17 protein-coding genes are annotated in these 21,741 nt (G+C 74.5%); 4 read left to right on the top strand and 13 right to left on the bottom strand.

Going from position 1 to position 21,741, the window contains the following annotated elements:
- The first annotated feature begins 319 nt into the window (after positions 1-319).
- Positions 320-3,208 (top strand): SCO5717 family growth-regulating ATPase, encoded by a 2,889-nt coding sequence (locus AB0898_RS30860; protein ID WP_366806353.1) that lies wholly within the window; start codon positions 320-322, stop codon positions 3,206-3,208.
- 78 nt (positions 3,209-3,286) lie between these two features.
- On the opposite strand, the gene AB0898_RS30865 is transcribed toward AB0898_RS30860, so the two are convergent.
- The 9 genes from AB0898_RS30865 to rimP all read right to left on the bottom strand — a co-directional run bounded on the left by AB0898_RS30865 (position 3,287) and on the right by rimP (position 15,261).
- Positions 3,287-4,234 (bottom strand): bifunctional riboflavin kinase/FAD synthetase, encoded by a 948-nt coding sequence (locus tag AB0898_RS30865; RefSeq protein WP_366806354.1) that lies wholly within the window; start codon positions 4,232-4,234, stop codon positions 3,287-3,289.
- 188 nt (positions 4,235-4,422) lie between these two features.
- Complete coding sequence (locus AB0898_RS30870; protein ID WP_366806355.1) at positions 4,423-7,830, bottom strand: trypsin-like peptidase domain-containing protein; 3,408 nt, start codon at positions 7,828-7,830, stop codon at positions 4,423-4,425.
- 269 nt (positions 7,831-8,099) lie between these two features.
- Positions 8,100-9,005 carry a tRNA pseudouridine(55) synthase TruB gene (gene truB / locus AB0898_RS30875; RefSeq protein WP_366806356.1) on the bottom strand — a complete coding sequence of 302 codons (906 nt, stop codon included), beginning with the start codon at positions 9,003-9,005 and terminating at the stop codon, positions 8,100-8,102.
- On the bottom strand, positions 9,002-9,454 hold the full coding sequence (gene rbfA / locus AB0898_RS30880; protein WP_018544853.1) for a 30S ribosome-binding factor RbfA: 453 nt from the start codon (positions 9,452-9,454) through the stop codon (positions 9,002-9,004). The genes truB and rbfA overlap by 4 nt, the downstream gene beginning before the upstream one ends.
- Before the next feature lie 40 nt (positions 9,455-9,494).
- Complete coding sequence (locus tag AB0898_RS30885) at positions 9,495-9,788, bottom strand: DUF503 domain-containing protein (RefSeq protein ID WP_366806370.1); 294 nt, start codon at positions 9,786-9,788, stop codon at positions 9,495-9,497.
- Between the two features lie 343 nt (positions 9,789-10,131).
- Positions 10,132-13,209, bottom strand: coding sequence for a translation initiation factor IF-2 (infB, locus tag AB0898_RS30890; RefSeq protein ID WP_366806357.1), 3,078 nt, complete (start codon positions 13,207-13,209; stop codon positions 10,132-10,134).
- Positions 13,210-13,352: 143 nt separating this feature from the next.
- Entirely contained in the window at positions 13,353-13,649 is a 297-nt protein-coding gene (locus AB0898_RS30895; protein WP_366806358.1) for a YlxR family protein, read from the bottom strand.
- Between the two features lie 113 nt (positions 13,650-13,762).
- Positions 13,763-14,749: a transcription termination factor NusA gene (nusA, locus tag AB0898_RS30900; RefSeq protein WP_366806360.1), complete on the bottom strand. Its 987-nt coding sequence runs from the start codon at positions 14,747-14,749 to the stop codon at positions 13,763-13,765.
- 2 nt (positions 14,750-14,751) lie between these two features.
- Entirely contained in the window at positions 14,752-15,261 is a 510-nt protein-coding gene (gene rimP / locus AB0898_RS30905; RefSeq protein WP_018544849.1) for a ribosome maturation factor RimP, read from the bottom strand.
- Between the two features lie 252 nt (positions 15,262-15,513).
- On the opposite strand from rimP, the gene AB0898_RS30910 reads away from it, so the two are divergent.
- From AB0898_RS30910 to AB0898_RS30920, 3 genes are all read left to right on the top strand, one after another.
- Entirely contained in the window at positions 15,514-16,086 is a 573-nt protein-coding gene (locus AB0898_RS30910; RefSeq protein ID WP_366806361.1) for a hypothetical protein, read from the top strand.
- Entirely contained in the window at positions 16,083-16,589 is a 507-nt protein-coding gene (locus tag AB0898_RS30915) for a ferritin-like domain-containing protein (RefSeq protein WP_366806362.1), read from the top strand. The genes AB0898_RS30910 and AB0898_RS30915 overlap by 4 nt, the downstream gene beginning before the upstream one ends.
- A 65-nt stretch (positions 16,590-16,654) precedes the next feature.
- The gene (locus AB0898_RS30920; protein ID WP_366806363.1) at positions 16,655-17,572 is read left to right on the top strand and encodes an aminoglycoside phosphotransferase family protein; all 918 of its coding nucleotides are present in this window, start codon (positions 16,655-16,657) and stop codon (positions 17,570-17,572) included.
- 73 nt (positions 17,573-17,645) lie between these two features.
- Here AB0898_RS30920 and AB0898_RS30925 read toward each other — a convergent pair whose 3' ends face one another.
- The 4 genes from AB0898_RS30925 to AB0898_RS30940 all read right to left on the bottom strand — a co-directional run.
- Positions 17,646-19,349, bottom strand: a complete 1,704-nt coding sequence (locus tag AB0898_RS30925) for a proline--tRNA ligase (protein ID WP_366806364.1) — start codon at positions 19,347-19,349, stop codon at positions 17,646-17,648.
- Positions 19,350-19,425: 76 nt separating this feature from the next.
- Complete coding sequence (locus AB0898_RS30930; RefSeq protein ID WP_366806365.1) at positions 19,426-19,956, bottom strand: GNAT family N-acetyltransferase; 531 nt, start codon at positions 19,954-19,956, stop codon at positions 19,426-19,428.
- An 80-nt stretch (positions 19,957-20,036) separates the two neighbouring features.
- A complete protein-coding gene (locus AB0898_RS30935) occupies positions 20,037-20,885 on the bottom strand; it encodes a GNAT family N-acetyltransferase (protein WP_366806366.1) in 849 nt (282 codons plus the stop codon).
- A 484-nt stretch (positions 20,886-21,369) separates the two neighbouring features.
- On the bottom strand, positions 21,370-21,741 hold a 372-nt coding region (locus AB0898_RS30940; RefSeq protein ID WP_366806367.1), incomplete at its 5' end, for a flavodoxin-dependent (E)-4-hydroxy-3-methylbut-2-enyl-diphosphate synthase.

Genomic DNA, 21,741 nt, shown 5'->3' on the forward strand with positions numbered 1-21,741 from the left:
CGCCGAAGGGTGACTGCGGTTTGTCGCGTGCCCGGTTGTTTGCCCCTTTATTTCCCGGGTGGTTGGGCCGGACCCCAGGGCGGTCGTGACGGCCGCACGGTGCGTTGAGCGCGTTTCGGGGGGTGGGCGGGCCTGCCTGCGCGGGGCCTGTGGTGATTAGGCTGGGAGCGGGCGCGATGCCGGACCCGCGGGCGGGGCGTCGTCCCCGGGGACGGACCGGTGGACGGCCCTGCCCGGCACGACTACGGACGACTTGAACGACACGACTTGGTCGGCCCCCGCACGCGTTTGAGGGTGCCCGACCACTTCAGGAGGAACTGTGAGCAGCGATCGGGACGGTATGCGCGGGGGCTGGGCCACACCCGACGACGACCAGCCCGACGCGGAGTCGGCGGTCGAGAACACGGGCGAGTTCACCATCGACTACGCCCCGCCCGCCTGGTACACGCAGAACGCCTCCTCCTCCGGAGGCTCCGACGGCGCGGGGGTGCCGACGGGACCGGGCCCGGTGCCGCCGCCGTTCACCCCGGCCGCCCCGGTGCCGGGTCCGACACCGCCGGCCGCGCCCGCCACGCATACGCCGGGGACGCCGGGTGTGCCGGGCGCTCCGGGTACGCCTGGCGCTCCGGGGGTGCCCTTCGCGCCGCCCGCCGCGCCCTCCGGGCCCGGTGCGCCGTACGCGCCGCCCGCTCCCCCGGCGGGAACTCCCGCGCCGGTGCCGGGACTCCCGGCCGGGTTCGAGCCGCAGCAGGGTCAGGCGCAGCCGGACCGCGCCCCGGCGGAGCCCGAGGCGGACAACGGTGACCTGGAGAGCGGGGCGACGATGCGGTTCTCGGCCGCCGCCCTGAAGCGGGAGATCGACGAGCGTACGGCCGCGGAGAAGCAGCCGGAGGAGCCCGCCGGGCAGGCTCCGGCGGCCGACACCGCCGAAGGCACCGCCGAGGGCACCGCCGAGGGCACGGGCGACGCGTCCGGTGAAGCGGCCGGCGAAGCCGCGTCCGGGGAGACCCCGGCCGCGACGACGGACGCGGCGCCGGAGCCGGAGCCGGAGCCGGACACCGCCCCGGACGGCCAGGACACCCCGGCCACCGACGACACGGCCGCCGACGGCGCCCCCCAGGCCGCCTCCGGTACGGACACCGGGGAAGCCGGGGAAACCGGTGACGCCGAGGCCGAACCGGCCGCCCAGTCCGCCCCGGACGCCGAGCCGGAGCAGCCCGCCCCCGACGCCCCCCAGGCCGCCCCGGCCGAGGGCACCGCTCCCCCGGCCTGGACCCCGCCCGCACCGCAGCAGGGCGTGCCCCCGCTGCCGCCGTCGTACCAGCCCGCCGCGCCCGCACCGGCGGCGCAGTGGCCCGCGCAGGGCGCCGTGCCGCAGCAGCCCGGCCCGATGCCGGCCGCACCACAGCAGCCCCCGGCCGCGCAGGGCCCCGGCGCTCCCGGCCAGCCGCCGTACCCGCCGAACCCGGCGCAGCCCGCGCCCGCCGCCGCCTGGAACCAGCCCGGCGCCCCCGTGCCCCCGGCCGCTCCGCCCCACCCGGGCGCCCCGGCCCCGGCGAGCGAGCAGCAGCAGCCCAACCCGCAGGCGCCGCCCACCGGTTACGCCTTCCCGCCGCAGCCGGGCCCGGCCGCCGCCCCCGACTCCCCCGGCGGCTACGCGTTTCCCCCGGCCGCGCCGCTCAACCAGGCGCCTCCGGCGACCGGTTACGCCTTCCCCCCGCACCCCGCCCCGCAGTCCGCACCCCAGCCGGGCCCCAACATCCCTGCCCAGCAGCCCGGTTACGCCTTCCCGCCGACCGCGCATCCGCAGCCGCAGCCGCAGCCGCAGCCGCAGCCCCAGCCGACGCAGCCCCAGCCCCCGCAGGCCCCGCCGGTCGACCCGCGCACCGGTACCGCCTGGCCGCAGGCCGTGCAGCACGACCAGCGGCAGCCGACCAACCCCGGTGCCGCGCCGCTCGGTTACACGGCGGCCGTGGAGCTGTCCTCGGACCGGCTGCTCAACAACAAGCGGCAGAAGGCGCGCAGCGGGCGCCCCGCGGCCGCCGCGTCCCGGTTCAAGCTGGGCGGCAAGAAGGAGGAGGCGGAGCGGCAGCGCAAGCTGGACCTGATCCGCACCCCGGTGCTGTCCTGCTACCGGATCGCGGTCATCAGCCTCAAGGGCGGTGTCGGCAAGACGACGACCACCACCGCGCTCGGCTCCACGCTCGCCTCCGAGCGCCAGGACAAGATCCTCGCCATCGACGCCAACCCGGACGCGGGCACGCTCGGCCGCCGGGTGCGCCGCGAGACCGGGGCGACCATCCGCGACCTGGTGCAGGCGATCCCGCACCTCAGCTCGTACATGGACATCCGGCGGTTCACCTCCCAGGCCTCCTCCGGCCTGGAGATCATCGCCAACGACGTGGACCCGGCCGTGTCGACCACGTTCAACGACGAGGACTACCGCCGCGCGATAGACGTGCTCGGCAAGCAGTACCCGGTCATCCTCACCGACTCGGGCACCGGTCTGCTCTACAGCGCGATGCGCGGGGTCCTCGACCTCGCCGACCAGCTGATCATCATCTCCACCCCGTCCGTGGACGGCGCGAGCAGCGCGAGCACCACGCTGGACTGGCTGTCCGCGCACGGGTACGCCGACCTGGTCGCCCGCTCGATCACGGTCATCTCCGGGGTCCGCGAGACCGGCAAGATGATCAAGGTGGACGACATCGTGTCCCACTTCGAGACCCGGTGCCGCGGTGTGGTCGTGGTGCCGTTCGACGAGCATCTGGCGGCCGGTGCCGAGGTGGACCTCGACATGATGCGCCCGAAGGTGCGGGAGTCGTACTTCAACCTCGCGGCGATGGTCGCCGAGGACTTCGTACGGCACCAGCAGGCGCACGGGCTGTGGACCCGGGACGGCAACCCGCCGCCGGTGGCCGCCCCGCCGCTGCCCGGCCAGTACCCGCACATCCCGGGCCAGCCGGCCGGCCGGCCGTACCCGGGCCAGCCCTATCCGCCGCAGCAGGGCCAGCCGCCGTACCCGCCCCAGCCGGGTCAGCAGCCCTATCCCCCGCAGCCGGGGCAGCCCCAGCCCGGGCAGCCGTACATCCCGCCGCAGGGCCAGCCGCCGTACCCGCCGCAGGCCGCGCCGGGCCGGCAGCCGCAGCCCCCGCAGCAGGAGCTGTACGGCTACCCGCAGCCGGGACAGCAGCCCCCGCAGCAGTAGGGCACGAGAAAGGGCGGCCGGTGCTCCGGCCGCCCTTTCGTGTCCCGAGTGTCCCGGGAGCCCCCCCGTGTCCCGGGGTTACGCGTCCGCCGCGACGATCTCCCGGCACCGCTCCACGTCCCGCCCCATCTGCTCCAGCAGGGCTTCCAGCGAGTCGAACTTGGCCTGCCCGCGCACGTAGGCCAGGAAGTCCACGGCGACGTGCAGCCCGTACAGGTCGAGGCCGACGCGGTCGATGGCGTACGCCTCCACCGTGCGCTCGGTGCCGTCGAACTGCGGGTTGGTGCCCACCGAGATCGCGGCCGGCATCGCCTCGCCCAGGCAGTGCAGATACCCGGCGTAGACGCCGTCGGCGGGGATGGCGGTGTGCGGCAGGGTCTCGACGTTGGCGGTGGGGAAGCCCAGGTCGCGGCCGCGCTGGGCGCCGCGTACGACCACGCCCTCCACCCGGTGCGGGCGGCCCAGGATCTCGCGGGCACCGGCGAGGTCGCCCTCGGCGATCAGGCGCCGGGTCAGCGTGGAGGAGAACGGCGCCCCGCCGCCCGCCGCGCCGGTCAGGTGCAGGTCGACGACCTCCACGTCGTAGTCGTAGACCTTGCCCTGCTCGGCGAGGAAGTCCACGGTGCCGGCCGCGCGGTGGCCGAAGCGGAAGTTCGGGCCCTCGACGACCGCCTTGGCGTGCAGCTTGTCCACCAGGACCTTGACGACGAAGTCGGCCGGGGAGAGCTGGGAGAACTCGGCGGTGAACGGCAGCACCAGGACCGCGTCCACGCCCAGGTCGGCCATCAGCTCGGCCCGGCGGTGGTGCGGGGCGAGCAGCGGGGGGTGGCTGCCCGGGCGCACGACCTCGCTGGGGTGCGGGTCGAAGGTGACCACGACGGCCGGGACGCCCAGCTCGCGGGCCCGGTCCACGGCGTGCTCGATGATCAACTGGTGGCCTCGGTGGACACCGTCGTAGGACCCGATGGTGACGACGCTGCGCCCCCAGTCCTGGGGGATGTCCTCCAAGCCACGCCAGCGCTGCACTGTGACCGCTCCTCGAACCCGTGTCCGTGTCGACCGTGGACCGCTCGCGCGGATCCCGGTCTCCATCATTGACCTCTTGTGCAGGTCTAAGGGTGCCATGCCGCCCGCCCGCGCCCCGCATCGGCCGGGGGCTGTGACCGGACGCACGTACGAGAGGCGCGGATCGGTGCGGGCGTACGCGCCGGGGCTCACACGGGTACGCGCGTCCCGGCCACGCTCTCGATCGCGCGCCGTGCGCCGGGGCCCGGCACTCCGGCCCAGTCGCCCGGGGCCTCGGTGAGCCAGCGGGCCAGCCGCGCGGCGAGGCCCGGCACCTCCTCGGCGAGGTCCGCCAGGCAGGTGTCGAAGCGGGCGGCGCCCTCGGGGGTACGGCCGCACAGCAGGCCGGTGCGGTGCAGGAGCCCCCGCGCCTCGGCCTCGGCGTCGCCACCGCCGTCGCCCGCGCCGCCCTCTCCGCCCCCGTCGTCCCCGTCGCCCAGGTGACGGACCGCCGCGCGGGCCGCCGCGAGCAGCACGGCCGGGTCCTGCTCATGGGCGAGCAGCAGGTCGAGCAGCTCGCGGCGCAGCGGCCGGGCGGCCGGCCCGCCCGGGGTGGCGAGCACGGCCGCGAGGGCGGCGCGTACCGGCTCGGTGCCCGTGGCGAGCAGACCGCTCACCAGGGGCAGCAGCTCGGAGCGGGCCGTCGGTCCCTGGCCGAGCCGGCGGCCGACGTACGCGGCCACGCAACCGGCGCTGTCGGCGCCCTCGGCGCTGTCGGGCCCCGGCGCGACCGTCTCCCGGACCAGGGTGGCGACCCGGTGCACCAGCGCGGGAGCGGTCACGTCCGCGAGCGCGCGCAGCGTCCGCGCGGTGTCCGGGCCGCCGCCGCGCAGCCGGGCGCGGAAGGCGTCGAGGACGGGCTCGGGGTCGGTGTCCAGGGCGGGCAGCAGCGCGGCGGCGGGGATGCCGAGGTCGCCGTCGGCGAAGCGGCGCAGCGTCTCGGTGAGGTGCTCCTCGCGGGTGTGCGGGTCGCGGACCAGGAGGGCGAGGGCGCCGCCGTGCAGGTCCCGGTCGGCGGGGCGGGCGAGCAGCGCGCGGGCGGCGCGGCGCAGCAGGGCGCGGTCGTCGGGGGTGCGGGCGTGCGGGGCGGCGCGCAGGGCGAGGGCGGTGGCGGCCGCGCGGCAGGCGGGGCGCTCGTCGGACGCCCAGCGGTCCGCGGCGCGGCAGGCGGCGGCGGGTTCGTCCTCGGCGAGGACGGCGAGGAGTTCGTCGGCCCGCCGGTGGCCGCTGTCGGCGAGGGCCTCGGTCAGCTCGTCCAGGGCGCCGTGGCGGTGGGTGTGCAGCAGGGCCTGCGCGGCGGTGGCCACGGTGGCGTGCGGGGTGGCGGGCAGCGGGCGTTCGTCCTCGAACCAGCGGGTGAGGTGGGGCTGTACGGCGGCCGGGGCGGCGGCCAGCAGCCGGGCCACCGTGTCGAGATGGCGCTCGCCCTCTCCCCCGGTGTCCCCGTCCGCGAGGACCAGCTCCCGCAGCAGCGCGAACCGCTCGGCGGCGGGCAGCGGCAGCGCGGCCCAGAAGGCGGGCCCGAGGTCGGCGGGCACCGGGCGCCGCCCGTGCCGCCAGGCGACGACCCGCCCGGCCAGGCAGCGCAGCACCTCGCGGTACGGCGCCGCGTCGGGCCCGTCCAGGAGGGTCCGCGAGAGCAGCCGGGCCGCCCACCAGGAGGCCGGGTCCGCGTCCAGGGCGTCGGCCAGCTCCCGTAGCCGGAAGGCGAGCAGCCGGGCGCCGCGTCTGCGGGCGAGGAGCAGCAGCGCCTGGACGACCGGTCCGGCGCGGTGGTGCGGTACGGCGGCGGGGGCGGTCTCGCGCGGGCGGTGCACCAGGACGTCGAGGGCCGCCTCCAGGTCGAGGTGGCTGCCCTGGAGCCAGTCGGCGAGTTCGGTGTGCGCGAAGCGGTAGCCGGTGCCGGTGGGCACCAGGAGCCCTTCGACCAGGACGGCGGAGGCCCAGCCGGAGCCGCCGCCCAGCCGGGCGGGCGCGGGCCCGGGCGGGAACAGCGCCTCGAACGTGCGGCGGTCCAGCGCGCCCGTCCCGCTTCCGAGGGCGCGCCGCGCGGCCTCGTGCACCTGCCCGGCCACGCGGGTCGCGAGCCGTCGTACGGCCGTGCCGCCGAGGCCGTCCCCGGCGGTGAGCCGCACCGCGACGCGCAGGCACATCAGGTCGAGGTGGGCGGCGAACACCTCGTGCCGGTCCACGGGTCCGTGGACGGGCGCGCCGGGCAGCGCGGCCCGTACGTCGGCGAGGAGGCGCAGGGCGAGCGGATGCCGGGCGTCGCGCCCGGCCAGGGCGCCCTCCGGGACCCCGTGCCGGGCGCGGGCGAGGCGGGCCTCGGCGGGGGTGAACCCGGCGAGCCGTACGCGCGGCGGCGCGGCGCCGTCCGGCACGCCCCGCGCCCAGTGCTCCGCGTGCTCCTCCCAGAACTCCTCCCGGCAGCCGGTCACCAGCCGCGCCCCGCTCCCGCGCAGCCAGGCCACGGTGTTCCGGGTCCACTCGGGCAGTCGCCGGGCCAGCGCGGGGGGCATCTCCTCGGGGTCGTCGAGCAGGAGCAGCAGCGGGCGTCCGGCCCCGGCGGCGATGCGGGCGACCCGGCCGGGGGCGAGGTCGCCGGGCTCGGCCGCGCAGACGGCGACCCCGGCGCGCCGCAGGGCCCGGTGGGCCGCGTCGGCCAGGGAGTCGTCGCCGCCGCGCAGATCGGCGCCGCGCAGCCAGAGGGCGGGCGCGGGGTGTTCGCCCCGGTGGCGTCCTGCGGCGAGGGCCGCGAGCTGGGTCGTACGGCCGCTGCCAGGCGGTCCGGTGAGCGCGAGCACCGGGTGGGGGCCCTCGGCGAAGTCCGTCAACTCCCTTGCCACGGCGGCCCGTTCCACCGGTTCGACGTCCTCGGCGAGGGGTGGCCCGTCGACGGTCAGGACGGCGCCGGTGAGTTCGAGGACGGCGGCCGGGTTGAGGTCGGCGCCGTAGGCGGGGACGGTGGCCGCGTTGCGGGCGAGGAGGGCGGCGAGGGCGCGGCCGGAGGCGACAGCGGGGCGCACCGGGACCGCGAAGCCCCGGTCGGCGCGCTCGGAGCGCAAGGCCGTGCCGAGGACGCCGAGGACCGCGCCGGTGCGGGCGTCGAGCACGGGGCCGCCGGTCGCGCCGCCGCCGGGGCGCAGGGCGTCGCGGCCCGCCGTGCCGATCGCCAGTTCCAGCGCGTCGGCGAGGCGGCTGTCGCCCTCGCGGGCGGTGTAGGTGACCGGGGTGGTGGTGAGGACGCGGGCCTCGCGCCAGCAGCCGGCGGCGATCCGTACGTAGGTGCCCGCGTCGGTGCGGTCCCGCACGGTCAGCGGCAGCGGCCGTACGCCGTCCAGGCCCTCGGTGCGCACGAGCGCGAGGCCGAGCGCGGGCAGCGGGACGACGGCGTCGGGGCCGGCCGTGGTGGTGCGGCCGTCGGGAGCGCACAGGACGAGCCCGGTGAGGCCGTCCACGGCCTCGTGACTGGTGAGAAGGGTGCCGTGGTGGTCGGCGAGGAAGCCGACGCCACGGGGGCGGCCGTCGGGGCCGTCGATCCGGACGAGCTGGTCCATCGCCGTACCTCCCGCCCGTGTGCCCGCGCCCTTTCCCTCGACGGTAGGGGCGTGATGATCACCGGAGAAGGCCGCGAGGCGAAAGCGCCCCCTAAAGCTCCCCCGATTCACTCCGAGCGCCTGCCCGGACGGGTGAATGAACGGGTCCGGCTGGACAGACCCTAGGGGTGGGGGAACCCAGGGGGGACCGTGGAGCGGCGGGTGTGGCACGTACCCCGTGGCCGCCGCTCCACGGGCACACACCCGGGAGTCGCTGAGCGCTCTTCGGCTCAGCCGAAGACGGCGAGGCTCTTCGCCTTGCCCTTGTGCGCCTCGACCAGGGCGAGGAAGGTGCCCTCGGGGTCGAACACGGCGACGGGACCGGCGTCCGCGTACTCGTCGGGCATCTCCAGGCGGACGCCGTTGAGCAGCAGCCGGGCGCGCTTGGCGTCGACGTTCCAGCGGCGGAAGGCGGCCGTGGCGGCCTCGGCGACCGGCATCACGGTCAGCTCGGCCTGGAGCTGGTCGAGCGTCTTGGCGGCATCGAGCTTGTACGGCCCGACGCGCGTGCGGCGCAGCGCGGTGAGGTGGCCGCCGACGCCCAGGTCGGCGCCCAGGTCGCGGGCGAGGGCACGGATGTAGGTGCCGGAGGAGCAGACCACGGAGACGACCAGGTCGAGCACCGGGGTGCCGTCCTCGGCGACCGCGTCGCGCACGTCGTAGACCGCGAAGGACGAGACGGTCACCGGGCGGGCCGGGATCTCGAACTCCTCGCCCTCGCGGGCGCGCTTGTAGGACCGTACGCCGTCGATCTTGATGGCGCTGACCTTGGACGGCACCTGCATGATCTCGCCGCTCAGCTTGGCGATGCCCGCGTCGATGGCGTCCCGGGTCACCTGGGAGGCGTCGGCGGAAGAGATGATCTCCCCCTCGGCATCGTCGGTGACGGTGTTCTGGCCCAGGCGGATGGTGCCCAGGTACTCCTTCTCGGTGAGGGCGAGATGCCCGAGGAGCTTGGTCGCGCGCTCCACGCCGAGGACGAGAACGCCGGTGGCCATGGGGTCGAGCGTGCCGGCGTGGCCGACGCGGCGGGTCCGGGCGATCCCGCGCATCTTGGCGACCACGTCGTGCGAGGTGAAGCCCGACGGCTTGTCCACGATGACAAGGCCGTCGGGCGGGGTGGGCTTGCTGCTCATTCTGCGGTGTCGTCCGTCTCGTCGTCGGACTCCGGCTTGCGGTACGGGTCCGCGCCACCGGCGTACGCGGCGCCCGCGGACGCCTCGCGCACCTGGGCGTCGGACTGCCGGGCCCGGTCGAGGAGGTCCTCGATGTTGCGGGCCGTGTCCGGCAGGGCGTCCGCGACGAAGGTCAGGGTCGGCGTGAACTTGATGCCGGCCGCGCGGCCGACCTCGGAGCGCAGAACGCCCTTGGCGCTCTCCAGACCGGCGGCCGCGGCCGCGCGCTCCTCGTCGTCGCCGTAGACCGTGTAGAAGACGGTCGCCTCCCGCAGGTCACCCGTGACCCGGGTGTCCGTGATGGTGACGTGCGAGCCGAGGCGGGGGTCCTTGATCCCGCGCTGCAGCTTCTGCGCCACCACCTCCCGGATGAGGTCCGCCAGCCTTTTCGCCCGAGCGTTGTCGGCCACTGGTCCGTCTCCCGTTCTTTCTTCTTCTAACGTTCTGTGGTCAGTCGTCGTCGCCGTGGAACGTGCGCCGTACGGACAGCAGCTCCACTTCGGGGCGGGCGGCGACCAGGCGCTCGCACCGGTCCAGTACGTCGGTGAGGTGGGCCGCGTCCCCGGACACCGCCGCGAGGCCGATCAGGGCCCGGCGGTGGAGGTCCACGTGGTCCACCTCGGCCGCGCTCACGGCGTACTTCCGCTGGAGTTCGGCGACGATCGGGCGGACGACGGAGCGCTTCTCCTTCAGCGAGTGGACGTCGCCGAGGAGCAGGTCGAAGGACAGAGTCCCCACGTACATGTGCAGCCGGTTCACCCGCCGGTACGGGATCGGTGGCCCGGGGTCCTTGTGGACGGGGCTTTAAGAACCGTACCGCGTACGTGCCGGTCGCTCGACAGGGTTTACACCACCGTGAGCTGCGGCCCTGTCCCAGGGCTCCGCCCCGGACCCCGCCAGCGGCTCTGCCCCTGGACCCCGTTCGCCCACCCAGCCGCCCGTCTCGGTGGGTTGAGAGTCCAACTTTTCAACCTACCGAGACGGGCGGCTGGGTGGGCAAGCGGGGGTCTGGGGGCGGAGCCCCCAGGAACGGCGCGCCGGCCGACGGAACCCGAGAGTCCCGTCGGCCAGCGGCAGCCGACCGCGGTTACGCCCGCGGCTTCTCGCGCATCTCGTACGTCGCGATGACGTCGTCGACCTTGATGTCGTTGAAGTTGCCGAGGTTGATACCGCCCTCGTAACCCTCACGGATCTCGGTGACGTCGTCCTTGAAGCGACGCAGGCCCTCGATGTTGAGGTTCTCCGCGATGACCTTGCCGTCGCGGACCAGGCGGGCCTTGGTGTTGCGCTTGACCTCGCCCGAGCGGATGAGGACACCGGCGATGTTGCCCAGCTTGGACGACTTGAAGACCTCGCGAATCTCCGCCGTACCGAGCTCGACCTCTTCGTACTCCGGCTTGAGCATGCCCTTGAGGGCCGCCTCGATTTCCTCGATCGCCTGGTAGATGACCGAGTAGTACCGGACGTCGACACCCTCGCGCTCGGCCATCTGCGCCGCGCGGCCGGCCGCGCGGACGTTGAAGCCGATGACGATGGCGTCGGAGCCCATGGCCAGGTCGATGTCGGACTCCGTGACCGCACCGACACCGCGGTGCAGGACGCGGATGTCGACCTCTTCGCCGACGTCCAGCTGGAGCAGCGAGGACTCGAGAGCCTCGACCGAACCGGAAGCGTCACCCTTGATGATCAGGTTCAGCTGCTGGACCTCGCCGGCCTTGAGCACCTTGTCCAGGTCCTCGAGGGAGACACGGCGCGTGCGCTTGGCGAAGGCCGCGTTGCGCTCACGGGCCGCACGCTTCTCCGCGATCTGACGGGCCGTACGGTCCTCGTCCACCACGATGAAGTTGTCACCGGCACCCGGGACGTTGGTCAGGCCCAGGACCTGGACCGGCGTCGACGGGCCGGCCTCGGCCACGTTGTTGCCGTTGTCGTCGAGCATGGCGCGCACACGGCCGTAGGCGTCGCCCACGACCATCGTGTCGCCGACCCGCAGCGTGCCTCGCTGGACGAGGACCGTCGCCACGGCACCGCGGCCGCGGTCGAGGCGGGACTCGATCGAGATGCCCTGCGCGTCCTGGTGCGGGTTGGCACGCAGGTCGAGCGAGGCGTCGGCGGTCAGGATGACCGCTTCCAGCAGGCTGTCGATGTGCAGACCCTGCTTGGCGGAGATGTCGACGAACATGGTGTCGCCGCCGTACTCCTCGGCCACCAGGCCGTACTCGGTCAGCTGACCGCGCACCTTGGTCGGGTCGGCGCCCTCGACGTCGATCTTGTTGACCGCGACCACGATCGGCACACCGGCCGCCTTGGCGTGGTTCAGGGCCTCGACCGTCTGCGGCATGACACCGTCGTTGGCCGCCACCACGAGGATCGCGATGTCGGTCGACTTCGCACCACGGGCACGCATGGCGGTGAACGCCTCGTGACCCGGGGTGTCGATGAAGGTGATCTTGCGCTCTTCGTCGTTGACCTCGGTCGCGACCTGGTAGGCACCGATGTGCTGGGTGATGCCACCGGCCTCGCCCGCGATGACGTTCGTCTTGCGGATGGCGTCGAGCAGGCGGGTCTTACCGTGGTCGACGTGACCCATGACGGTCACGACCGGCGGACGGACGACCAGGTCTTCCTCGGTGCCCTCGTCCTCGCCGAACTCCAGGTCGAAGGACTCGAGCAGCTCGCGGTCCTCCTCCTCGGGGCTGACGATCTGAATCGTGTAGTTCATCTCGTCGGCGAGGAGCTGCAGCGTCTCGTCGGAGACGGACTGCGTGGCCGTGACCATCTCGCCGAGGTTCATCATGACCGCGACGAGCGACGCCGGGTTGGCGTTGATCTTCTCGGCGAAGTCGGTGAGCGACGCGCCGCGGGACAGGCGGATGGCCTGGCCGTTGCCGCGCGGCAGCATCACGCCGCCGACGCTCGGGGCCTGCATGGCCTCGTACTCCTGGCGCCTCTGCCGCTTCGACTTGCGGCCACGACGCGCGGGACCACCGGGACGGCCGAAGGCACCCTGCGTGCCACCACGGGCACCGGGACCACCGGGACGGCCACCGAAGCCGGGACGGCCACCGCCGCCACCGAAGCCGCCGCCACCACCGGGACGGCCGGCGAAACCGCCGCCGCCACCGCCGGGACGACCGGCACCGCCGCCACCCGGACCGCCGGGACGGCCGGCGAAGCCGCCGCCACCCGGACGACCGCCGCCGCCGGGACGGCCGGCACCGGCCGGACCGCGGCCGCCGGGGCCGGGACGCGGGCCGGCAGCGGGACGCTGCGGCATCATGCCGGGGTTCGGACGCGGGCCGGCGCCGGGAGCGCCGCCGGGACGCGGACCGCCCTGCGGACGGGGCATGCCGGCGGGCGACGGACGGGAACCGCCCGGAGCCTGCGGACGAGGACCGCCGCCCTGGGCACCGGGGCCCTGCGGACGGGGACCGGCGCCGGGAGCGCCACCGGGGCGCGGACCGCCCTGCGGGCGCGGAGCCTGCGGACGGGCCATGCCGGTGGAGCCACCGGAGGTGAAGGGGTTGTTGCCCGGACGCGGACCGGCCGGACGGGCACCGGGACGCGGGGCCTGGCCACCGGGGCGCGGAGCACCCTGGCCGGGACGGGCCGCCTGGCCCTGGCCCTGACCCTGACCGGGGGCCGGACGGCCACCGGGCTTGGGCGCGCCGGGACGGGCACCACCGGGACGCGGACCACGCTCGGCCGGAGCCTGCGGGGCCTGGGCGGCCGGAGCCTGCGGAGCCTGGGCGGCCGGAGCGGTGAACTCCGGGGCGGCCGGGGCCGGACGCGGCGCGGGCTTGGGACCCGGAACCGGACGCGGGCCCGGAGCGGGCGCGGACGCCGCCGGGGCCGAGGGGGCTGCCGGTGCGGCGGGCTGGGCCGCGGCCGGCTTGGGGGCGCCCGGCTTCGGAGCAGCCGGACGAGCCGCCTGCACCGGAGAGGGCGCGGCGGGCTTGGGGGATGCCTTGCGCGGGGCGGGCTTGCCGGCGGACTTGCCGTTGCCACCGCCCTGGAAGGCGTCGGTCAGCTTACGTACCACAGGCGCTTCGATCGTCGAAGACGCCGAACGGACGAATTCACCGAGTTCTTGGAGCTTGGCCATGACGACCTTGCTCTCTACACCGAACTCCTTGGCGAGTTCGTATACCCGGACCTTAGCCACTTCGCTCCTTTGAGGTCCGGGTGATGCCGGACCGTCGCTAGTTCATGGGCGTACTCATCGCGTACTCATCGAGTGCTCATCGCAATCTCGACCTGCTTTCGACTCGCGAGGTACCAGTCCGCGCGGGGTTCCACGCGGCACACTTACGGTGTTGCCTGCTCGGCAACTGTCGTCTGCTCGACGTATCGGCGCAACGCGTTTGTGTCGAGCGTTCCCGGGGCGCGCAGTGCCCTCGTGAACGCCCGGCGGCGTACCGCCTGGTCGAGACAGACCGGGGCCGGGTGTACATATGCACCCCGGCCGGGCAGCGTACCGCGAGGATCGGGGACGCAGGCGTCCTCCATCATCACGATCCGCAGTAGATCGTTCTTGGCCGCCCGCTCCCGGCACCCCACACAGGTGCGTTCAGGGCATGCTCGGGCTTGCGTCCGGCCAGACACGATTAAGTCTACCTCCCCGTACCGACCTCACCCCTTTGGGGCAACGATCGAACAGTTTCCGCGCACGAAAATGAGCGATCCGGGCGAGTCTCCGCCCGGATCTGCTGTCGGTCCTACTCGGCAGGCTGCTCGGTGTCCGGCCGGATGTCGATCCGCCAGCCGGTGAGCCGGGCCGCGAGCCGGGCGTTCTGCCCTTCCTTGCCGATCGCCAGCGAGAGCTGGTAGTCCGGCACGGTCACCCGGGCGGAGCGCGAGGCGAGGTCCACGACCTCGACCTTGCTCACCCGGGCGGGTGAGAGGGCGTTCGCCACCATCTCGGCCGGGTCGTCCGACCAGTCGACGATGTCGATCTTCTCGCCGTTCAGCTCGCCCATCACGTTGCGCACCCGGCCGCCCATCGGGCCGATGCAGGCGCCCTTGGCGTTCAGGCCCGAACGGGTGGACCGTACGGCGATCTTGGTGCGGTGGCCGGCCTCGCGGGCGATGGCGGCGATCTCCACCGAGCCGTCCGCGATCTCCGGCACCTCCAGGGCGAAGAGCTTCTTCACCAGGTTGGGGTGCGTGCGCGAGAGCGTCACGGAGGGACCGCGCACACCCTTGGCCACCCGGACGACGTACGACCGCAGGCGCATGCCGTGCGCGTAGGTCTCGCCGGGGACCTGCTCCTGCACCGGCAGGATGGCCTCCAGCTTGCCGATGTCCACGAGCACGTTCTTGGGATCGCGGCCCTGCTGGACCACGCCCGTGACGATGTCACCCTCGCGCCCGGCGTACTCGCCGAGCGTGGCGTCGTCCTCGGCGTCCCGCAGCCGCTGGAGGATGACCTGCTTGGCGGTGGTGGCGGCGATCCGGCCGAACCCCGAGGGGGTGTCGTCGAACTCGCGGCGCTCCTGACCCTCCTCCAGGTCCTCCGGGTCCTCCTTCGCCCACACGGTCACGTGACCGGTCTGCCGGTTCAGCTCCACGCGGGCGTGGCGGCGGCTTCCCTCGGTGCGGTGGTACGCGATGAGGAGGGCCGACTCGATCGCCTCGACCAGCAGGTCGAAGGAGATCTCCTTCTCCCTGACCAAGCCCCGCAGGGCGCTCATGTCGATGTCCACGGCTACGCCTCCTCCTCTTCCTTCATGTCCTTCTTGTCCTTGCGGTTGAACTCGACCTGGACGCGCGCCTTCTCGATCTCCGGGAAGCCGAGCCGGCGGGTGGTGGCCTTGCGGCCCTTCACGCCGGGGACCTCCAGGTCCAGACCCTCGTCGTCCACGCCCAGGATGCGCGCGACCAGTTCGCCGCCCTCGGTCAGCTGGAACCTGACCAGCCGGTCCACGGCGCGCGCGTAGTGGCGCCGTTCGGTGAGGAGGCGCTCCGCGCCGGGGGTTCCGACCTCCAGGTCGTAGGCCGCGTCACCCATCGCGTCGGTCTCGTCGAGCTTCGCCGAGAGCGCACGGCTCACATCGGCGATCTGGTCCAGGTCGGCACCCGTGTCCGAGTCGACGACCACGCGCAGCACCCGCTTGCGTCCGACGGAGTCCACAGCGATCTCTTCGAGATCCAGCCCCTGGGAGGTGACGAGCGGTTCGAGGAGCTCGCGCAGCCTCTCGCTCTGGGTCGTGCTCATCCGGGTGACTCCTCGGCCGCGTGTGCTGTTGTGGGATGGGTCGCGTGTCTGGTCAAAGGGTATCCGGTCGCGACGGGTGTTGCCGTCCACCCTCGCCCGTCCCGGCCGTCCGGGGCCCGGCCCCTGGGCCGTACGGTGCCCGAGCGCGGTGCCGGTGAGGGGGGCGCGCGGGGTGCGCGGGTACGGTGATCACGGGCGTCGCGCCCGCCTGTGGTCTTCCCCCCCGTCACCGCTCCCCCGAGGACGTCCGCCATGTCCTACCCTCCACCGTCGCGCGCCCGTTCGGGGCCGCGCAGAAGAACCCTGCTCGCCTCCGCCGCCGGGGCCGCCGCCCTGCTCGCGGGCTGCACGTCCGGCAGTGGCCCGGACGGCGCCGTCTCCTCGCCGTCGGCGCGGGCGCGGAAGCGGGCCGCCGCCGACAGCACGGCCCTGCTGGCCCGCTACGACGCGGTCCTGGCCGCGCATCCGGGCGTGGCCGGGCGGATCGCCCCGCTGCGGGCCGCGGTGGCCGCGCACGCGGCGGCCTTCGACGGCAAGGCGGCGCCGAGCGCGTCCGCCTCCCCCGCCGTCTCCCCGTCCGCCACGGCGGGCGAGGACGACGCCAAGCACGGCAAGAAGGCGGCGTCCGCTCCCAGCGCGAGCCCCGACCCGGCGCCCACCGACCGGAAGGACGCGCTGGCCTGGCTCGCCACCGCCGAGCGCACGCTCGCCGACAAGCGGACCAAGGCGCTCCTGGACGTGCCCGGCGAACTGGCCCGGCTGATGGCGTCGGTGGCGGCCGCGGGCGCGGCCCACGCGTTCGTGCTGACCGAGGGGGACAAGTGAGCGACAGCACCACCCAGAAGGCCGAACTGACCGCGCTCCAGGCCGCGTTGGCCGCCGAGCACGCGGCGGTGTACGGCTACGGCGTCGTCGGCGGCCGGGTCGGCGCGGACCGCCGCGCGGAGGCCAAGGCGGCCTGGGACGCCCACCGGGCCCGCCGGGACGCGCTGGCGCGCTCGGTGCGGGACCTGGGCGGCGAGCCGGTGGCCGCGAGCGCCGCGTACGCGCTGCCGTTCACGGTGGCGGACTCCGGCTCGGCGGTGAAGCTGGCCGCCGATCTGGAGCAGCGGGTCGCCGGGGTCTACTCGGACCTGGTGCGCTCGGCGACGGGCGAGCGGCGCGCCTCGGCGGCCGGTGCGCTGCGCGAGGCGGCGGTCCGGGCGGTGCGCTGGAGCGGGGAGAGCGTAGCCTTCCCTGGGCTCGCGGAGCGGGCCGGTGACGCGGCCGGACGGGCCGGTACGGCCGGCCACGGCGCTGCGACGGGCCCGGCGTCCCCCTCGGCGTGACCCGCGCCGGTCCCCGTACGGCGGCGCCGGCAGAGCAGACCCAGGAGGAAGGGAACCACTCGCGCATGGCTTTCGAACCGCCGCGGCGCCTGGTGCGGGCGACCGGGGAGACGGCACCGCCCGGCGACGATTGGCTGGCGGAGCTGCCCCGGGCCGCCGAACGGGCCGTGGCCCGGCGGGGGCTGACCGTGGAGCGGGTCCAGGTGCCCGGCGGCCGCAGCAGCCTGGTGCTGCTGGTCCGGCGCGCCGACGGCACCCCGGCCGTGCTGAAGCTGGCACCGCCCCGGGCCCGCCCGGAGAGCGAACGGGCCGCCCTCGCGCACTGGGGCGGCCTGGGCGCCGTACAGCTGCTGGAGAGCGGCCCCGAGGACACCGCCGAGGGCGCGCTCCTGCTGGAGCGGCTGCACCCGGAGATGTCGGTGCGCTCGCTGCCGGAGGCCAAGGCGCTCCTGGAGGCCGCGGGCACGCTGCGGCGGCTGTGGGTGCCGCCGCCCACGGGCGAGGGCGCGCACCGCTTCGAGACGGTCGCGGAGCGCACCGGGCGGCAGGCCGAGGCGATGGCCGCGAGCGCGGTGACGGACACGGCGGCCGCTCCCCTGGTGGACGCGGCCCTCGCGGTACGCGACGAGCTGCTGGCCGGGCCGCCCGAGGACCGGCTGCTGCACGGCACGTTCCGGCAGAGCAAGGTGCTCGGCGCGGACCGGCTGCCGTGGCTCGCGGTGGGCCCGGACCCGGTGGTCGGCGACTGCGCCTTCGACCTCGCGCGGCTGGTCCGCGACCGGGTGGAGGACCTGATCGCGACCCCGTCGGGCGCGTCCGTCACCCGGCGCCGGATCAAGAAGCTCGCGGAGTCGCTGGAGGTGGACCAGGAGCGGCTGCGCGGCTGGACGCTCTTCCGCGCGGTGGAGTCCGGGGTACGGGCCCGCCGGGTGGGCCGGGAGCAGGACGCGGAACTGCTGCTGGAGTTCGCGACCTGGCTGTAGGACACCTGGCGGACAGTACGACGCCGGACCCGGCCGCCCCCCGAGGGCGACCGGGTCCGGGTGTACTCAGGACTCAGGCGGTGAGGCGGGCGATGGCCTCCTCGACCGTCAGCTCCTCGCGCTCGCCGGTCTTGCGGTCCTTCAGCTCCAGGACGCCCTCACCGGCGCGGCGGCCGGCCACCAGGATCTGGGGCACGCCGATCAGCTCGGCGTCGGTGAACTTCACGCCCGGGGAGACCCCGGCCCGGTCGTCCACCAGGACGCGGACGCCCGCGGCGCCCAGCTTGGCGGCGACGTCGAGGGCGACCTCGGTCTGGAGGGCCTTGCCGGCGGCGACGACGTGCACGTCGGCCGGGGCGACCTCCTTGGGCCAGCACAGGCCCTGCGCGTCGGCGGTCTGCTCGGCCAGCGCGGCGACGGCGCGGGAGACGCCGATGCCGTAGGAGCCCATGGTGACGCGGACGGGCTTGCCGTTCTGGCCGAGCACGTCGAGCTTGAGGGCGTCGGCGTACTTGCGGCCGAGCTGGAAGATGTGGCCGATCTCGATGGCGCGGTCCAGCTTCAGGCCGGTGCCGCAGTTCGGGCAGGGGTCGCCCTCCTGCACCACGACCACGTCCACGTACGCGTCGACCTCGAAGTCACGGCCCGCGACGACGTTCTTGGCGTGCGTGTGCTCCTTGTTGGCGCCGGTGATCCAGGAGGTGCCGGGGGCCACGCGCGGGTCGGCGATGTAGGTGACCTTCTCGCCCAGGCCCTGCGGGCCGACGTAGCCGCGCACCAGGTCGGGGCGGGTGGCGAAGTCGGCCTCGGTGACCAGCTCGACGGCGGCCGGGGCGAAGTGCGCCTCGACCTTGTCCATGTCGACCTCGCGGTCACCGGGGACGCCGACGGCGACGATCTCGCCGTCCACCTTGACCAGCAGGTTCTTCAGGGTGGCGGAGGCCGGGACACCGAGGGAGGCGGCCAGGGTCTCGATGGTCGGGGTGTCCGGGGTGGGGATCTCCTCCAGCGCGGGCACGCCGGCGGCGTCGACCTCGGCGAGCGTGTAGTACACGGCCTCGGTGTTGGCGGCGAAGTCGCAGTTCGGGCAGTCGGCGAAGGTGTCCTCGCCCGCCTCGGCGGGGGCCAGGAACTCCTCGGACTTGGAACCGCCCATGGCGCCCGCGGTGGCGGCGCAGATGCGGTAGTCGAGGCCGAGGCGCTCGAAGATCCGGCGGTAGGCGTCGCGGTGCAGCGCGTAGGACTGCGCCAGGCCCTCGTCCTCGGTGTCGAAGGAGTACGAGTCCTTCATGAGGAACTCGCGGCCGCGCAGGATGCCGGCGCGGGGGCGGGCCTCGTCGCGGAACTTGCTCTGGATCTGGTACAGGATGACCGGCAGGTCCTTGTAGGAGGACGCCTGGTCTTTCACCAGCAGGGTGAAGATCTCCTCGTGGGTGGGGCCGAGGAGGTAGTCGCCGCCCTTGCGGTCCTGGAGGCGGAACAGCTCGGCGCCGTACTCGTCCCAGCGGCCGGTGGCCTCGTAGGGCTCACGGGGCAGCAGGGCCGGGAGCAGGACCTCCTGGGCGCCGATGGCGTCCATCTCCTCGCGGACGATGCGCTCGACGTTGGCCAGGACCTTCTTGCCGAGGGGCAGCCAGGACCAGATGCCCGCGGCGGTACGGCGGACGTAACCCGCGCGGACGAGGAGCTTGTGGCTGAGCACCTCGGCGTCGGCCGGGTCGTCGCGCAGCGTCTTCGCCAACAACTGGGACATGCGCTGGACCGGTGCGTTCGCCATGGTTCTCGTACTCCTGCCGGAAAAATGAGGTGATGGCACAGGAGGTTAGCCGGGCGGCGGGTGCCGGTGGAAATCGTTAAGGGCGCAGCAGGGGCAGCGGGGCGCCCATCACGGCGTAGGGGCGGGGCGCGCTCGGGAAGTGGACGCGGCGGGCGAGGTCGCTGTAGCCGAGGGAGTGGTACAGGCCCCGGGCCGGGCTGTCGGTGTCGATCGCGGAGAGGATCGAGCGGGGCTGGACGGCGCTGTCGGTGATGGCGGTGATCAGCCGGCGGCCGATGCCCCGGTTCTGGTGCTCGGGGTGGACGTGCAGCTCGGTGATGACGAAGGCGTCGTCCAGCCAGAAGTCGGTGCCCTGTGCGCGCAAGTAGGGCTCGACGACCGTGGACCACCAGTGGGTGCGGGAGTTGGGCATTCCGTACACGAACCCGACCAGCCGTCCGCCCGCGAGCGCGCCGAGGGCGCGGGCGCCGGGGAACTGCATGTGGCGCTGGACGATCTGGCGGCGTACGGCCACCTCTTCGGGGCCAAGGCCGAAGGCGACGGCTTGGACCGCCAGTGCCTCGTCGACGCGGGCGCCGAGGTCCAGGGGGCCGATCACGAGGTCCATGCGGGGAGCGTACAGGGGCGCGTACGGCGGGTGGGGCGAGCGGGGGCCGCACCGGAAACCGTCCGCCCGGAAGCGTCCGTTCAGAACAGCACGCTCATGAACGCGCCGACCTCCTGGAAGCCGACACGGCGGTACGTGCGGCGGGCGGCGGTGTTGAAGTCGTTCACGTAGAGGCTGGCCACGGGGGCGACGTCGGCGAGCGCGTACCGCAGGACGGCGGCCATGCCGGGGGCGGCCAGGCCCCGGCCGCGGTACTCGGGGGCGACCCAGACGCCCTGGATCTGGCAGGCGCGGGGGGTGGCGGCGCCGATCTCCGCCTTGAAGACGACGTTGCCGCGCTCGTCGAGGCGGGCGAAGGAGCGGCCGGCGCCGACCAGTTCGGCGACCCGGGCCTGATAGAGCAGCCCGCCGTCGCCCGCCAGCGGGGAGACGCCGACCTCCTCGGTGAACATGGCCACGCACGCGGGCATGACCGTCTCGACCTCGTCCTTGCGGATGCGGCGGACGTACGGGTCGGGCGCGATGTCGGCGGGCATGTGGTCGGTGACCATGAGCGGCTGGTGGGCGCGGATCTCGCGGGCCGGGCCCCAGTGGGGCTCCAGCAGCCGCCACAGCTCGGCGGTGGCGCCGGCGGGGCCGACGATGGAGGAGCAGCGGCGGCCGGCCCTGCGGGCGCGGTCCGCGAAGGCGCGTACGGCGCGGGGGGTGGCGCAGATGGGGACCAGGTTCGCGCCCGCGTAGCACAGCGAGGTCAGGATGCCGTCCTCGTACCAGCCCCACATCTCGCCGCCCAGCCGCCAGGGGTCCAGGCCGGCGATCTGGACGCGGGCGGTCACGAAGGCGTTCGCGACCGGCTCGCGGTCGAGAACGGCGAGCGCGGCGTCGAGGTCACCGGGGTCGAGCACCCGGGAGGTGGTCTGGGTCAGCACGGGTCTCATCCTGAGGGGTTGGCTGTGCGCCGTCCAGTTCGTGGGGTGGGGGGGGTCCCTGCGGGGCTGGGCGGTGATTCGGGTGCGGGGTCCCTGCGGGGCTGGGCGGTGATTCGGGTGCGGGGTCCCTGCGGGGCTGGGCGGTGATTCGGGTGCGGGTCCGTGGTGGCTGGTCGCGCCGTTCCCCGCGCCCCTTTCGCGATCCGGCTTGCGGGTGGGGGGTGCGTTCGCGGGTGCGGGTCGTCTGGGGCTGGTCGCGCCGTTCCTCGCGCCCCTTTCGCGATCCGGCTTGCGGGTGGGGGTGCGTTCGCGGGTGCGGGTCGTCTGGGGCTGGTCGCGCCGTTCCCCGCGCCCCCTTCGCGATCCGGCTTGCGGGTGGGGGTGCGTTCGCGGGTGCGGGTCGTCTGGGGCTGGTCGCGCCGTTCCCCGCGCCCCTGAGGGGGGTGGCCTGCGGCCTACCCCCCTCGTCAGGTTGCGGGGCTTCTCAGCCTGCTACTGCCACCGACGGCTCGCCGGAGGCTACGCCGTCCGCTTCCATCTGTTCGGCCAGCTTCATGGCCTCTTCGATGAGCGTTTCCACGATCTTGGATTCCGGGACGGTCTTGATGACCTCGCCCTTGACGAAGATCTGGCCCTTGCCGTTGCCGGAGGCGACGCCGAGGTCGGCCTCGCGGGCCTCGCCGGGGCCGTTCACGACGCAGCCCATGACCGCCACCCGCAGGGGGACCTCCATGCCCGTCAGCCCGGCCGTGACTTCCTCCGCCAGCTTGTACACGTCCACCTGCGCACGCCCGCACGACGGGCAGGACACGATCTCCAGACCGCGCTGCTTGAGGTTCAGCGACTCCAGGATCTG

Origin of the sequence: Streptomyces sp. NPDC005435 (genome assembly GCF_040703155.1) — a bacterium.
Taxonomy (GTDB): domain Bacteria; phylum Actinomycetota; class Actinomycetes; order Streptomycetales; family Streptomycetaceae; genus Streptomyces.

Coding starts and splice junctions, on each gene's coding strand:
- AB0898_RS30925 (WP_366806364.1), bottom strand. CDS start 19,349: ATGGCGAACGCACCGGTCCAGCGCATGTCCCAGTTGTTGGCGAAGACG.
- rimP (WP_018544849.1), bottom strand. CDS start 15,261: ATGAGCACGACCCAGAGCGAGAGGCTGCGCGAGCTCCTCGAACCGCTC.
- AB0898_RS30920 (WP_366806363.1), top strand. CDS start 16,655: ATGGCTTTCGAACCGCCGCGGCGCCTGGTGCGGGCGACCGGGGAGACG.
- AB0898_RS30930 (WP_366806365.1), bottom strand. CDS start 19,956: ATGGACCTCGTGATCGGCCCCCTGGACCTCGGCGCCCGCGTCGACGAG.
- truB (WP_366806356.1), bottom strand. CDS start 9,005: ATGAGCAGCAAGCCCACCCCGCCCGACGGCCTTGTCATCGTGGACAAG.
- AB0898_RS30885 (WP_366806370.1), bottom strand. CDS start 9,788: ATGTACGTGGGGACTCTGTCCTTCGACCTGCTCCTCGGCGACGTCCAC.
- AB0898_RS30870 (WP_366806355.1), bottom strand. CDS start 7,830: ATGGACCAGCTCGTCCGGATCGACGGCCCCGACGGCCGCCCCCGTGGC.
- AB0898_RS30910 (WP_366806361.1), top strand. CDS start 15,514: ATGTCCTACCCTCCACCGTCGCGCGCCCGTTCGGGGCCGCGCAGAAGA.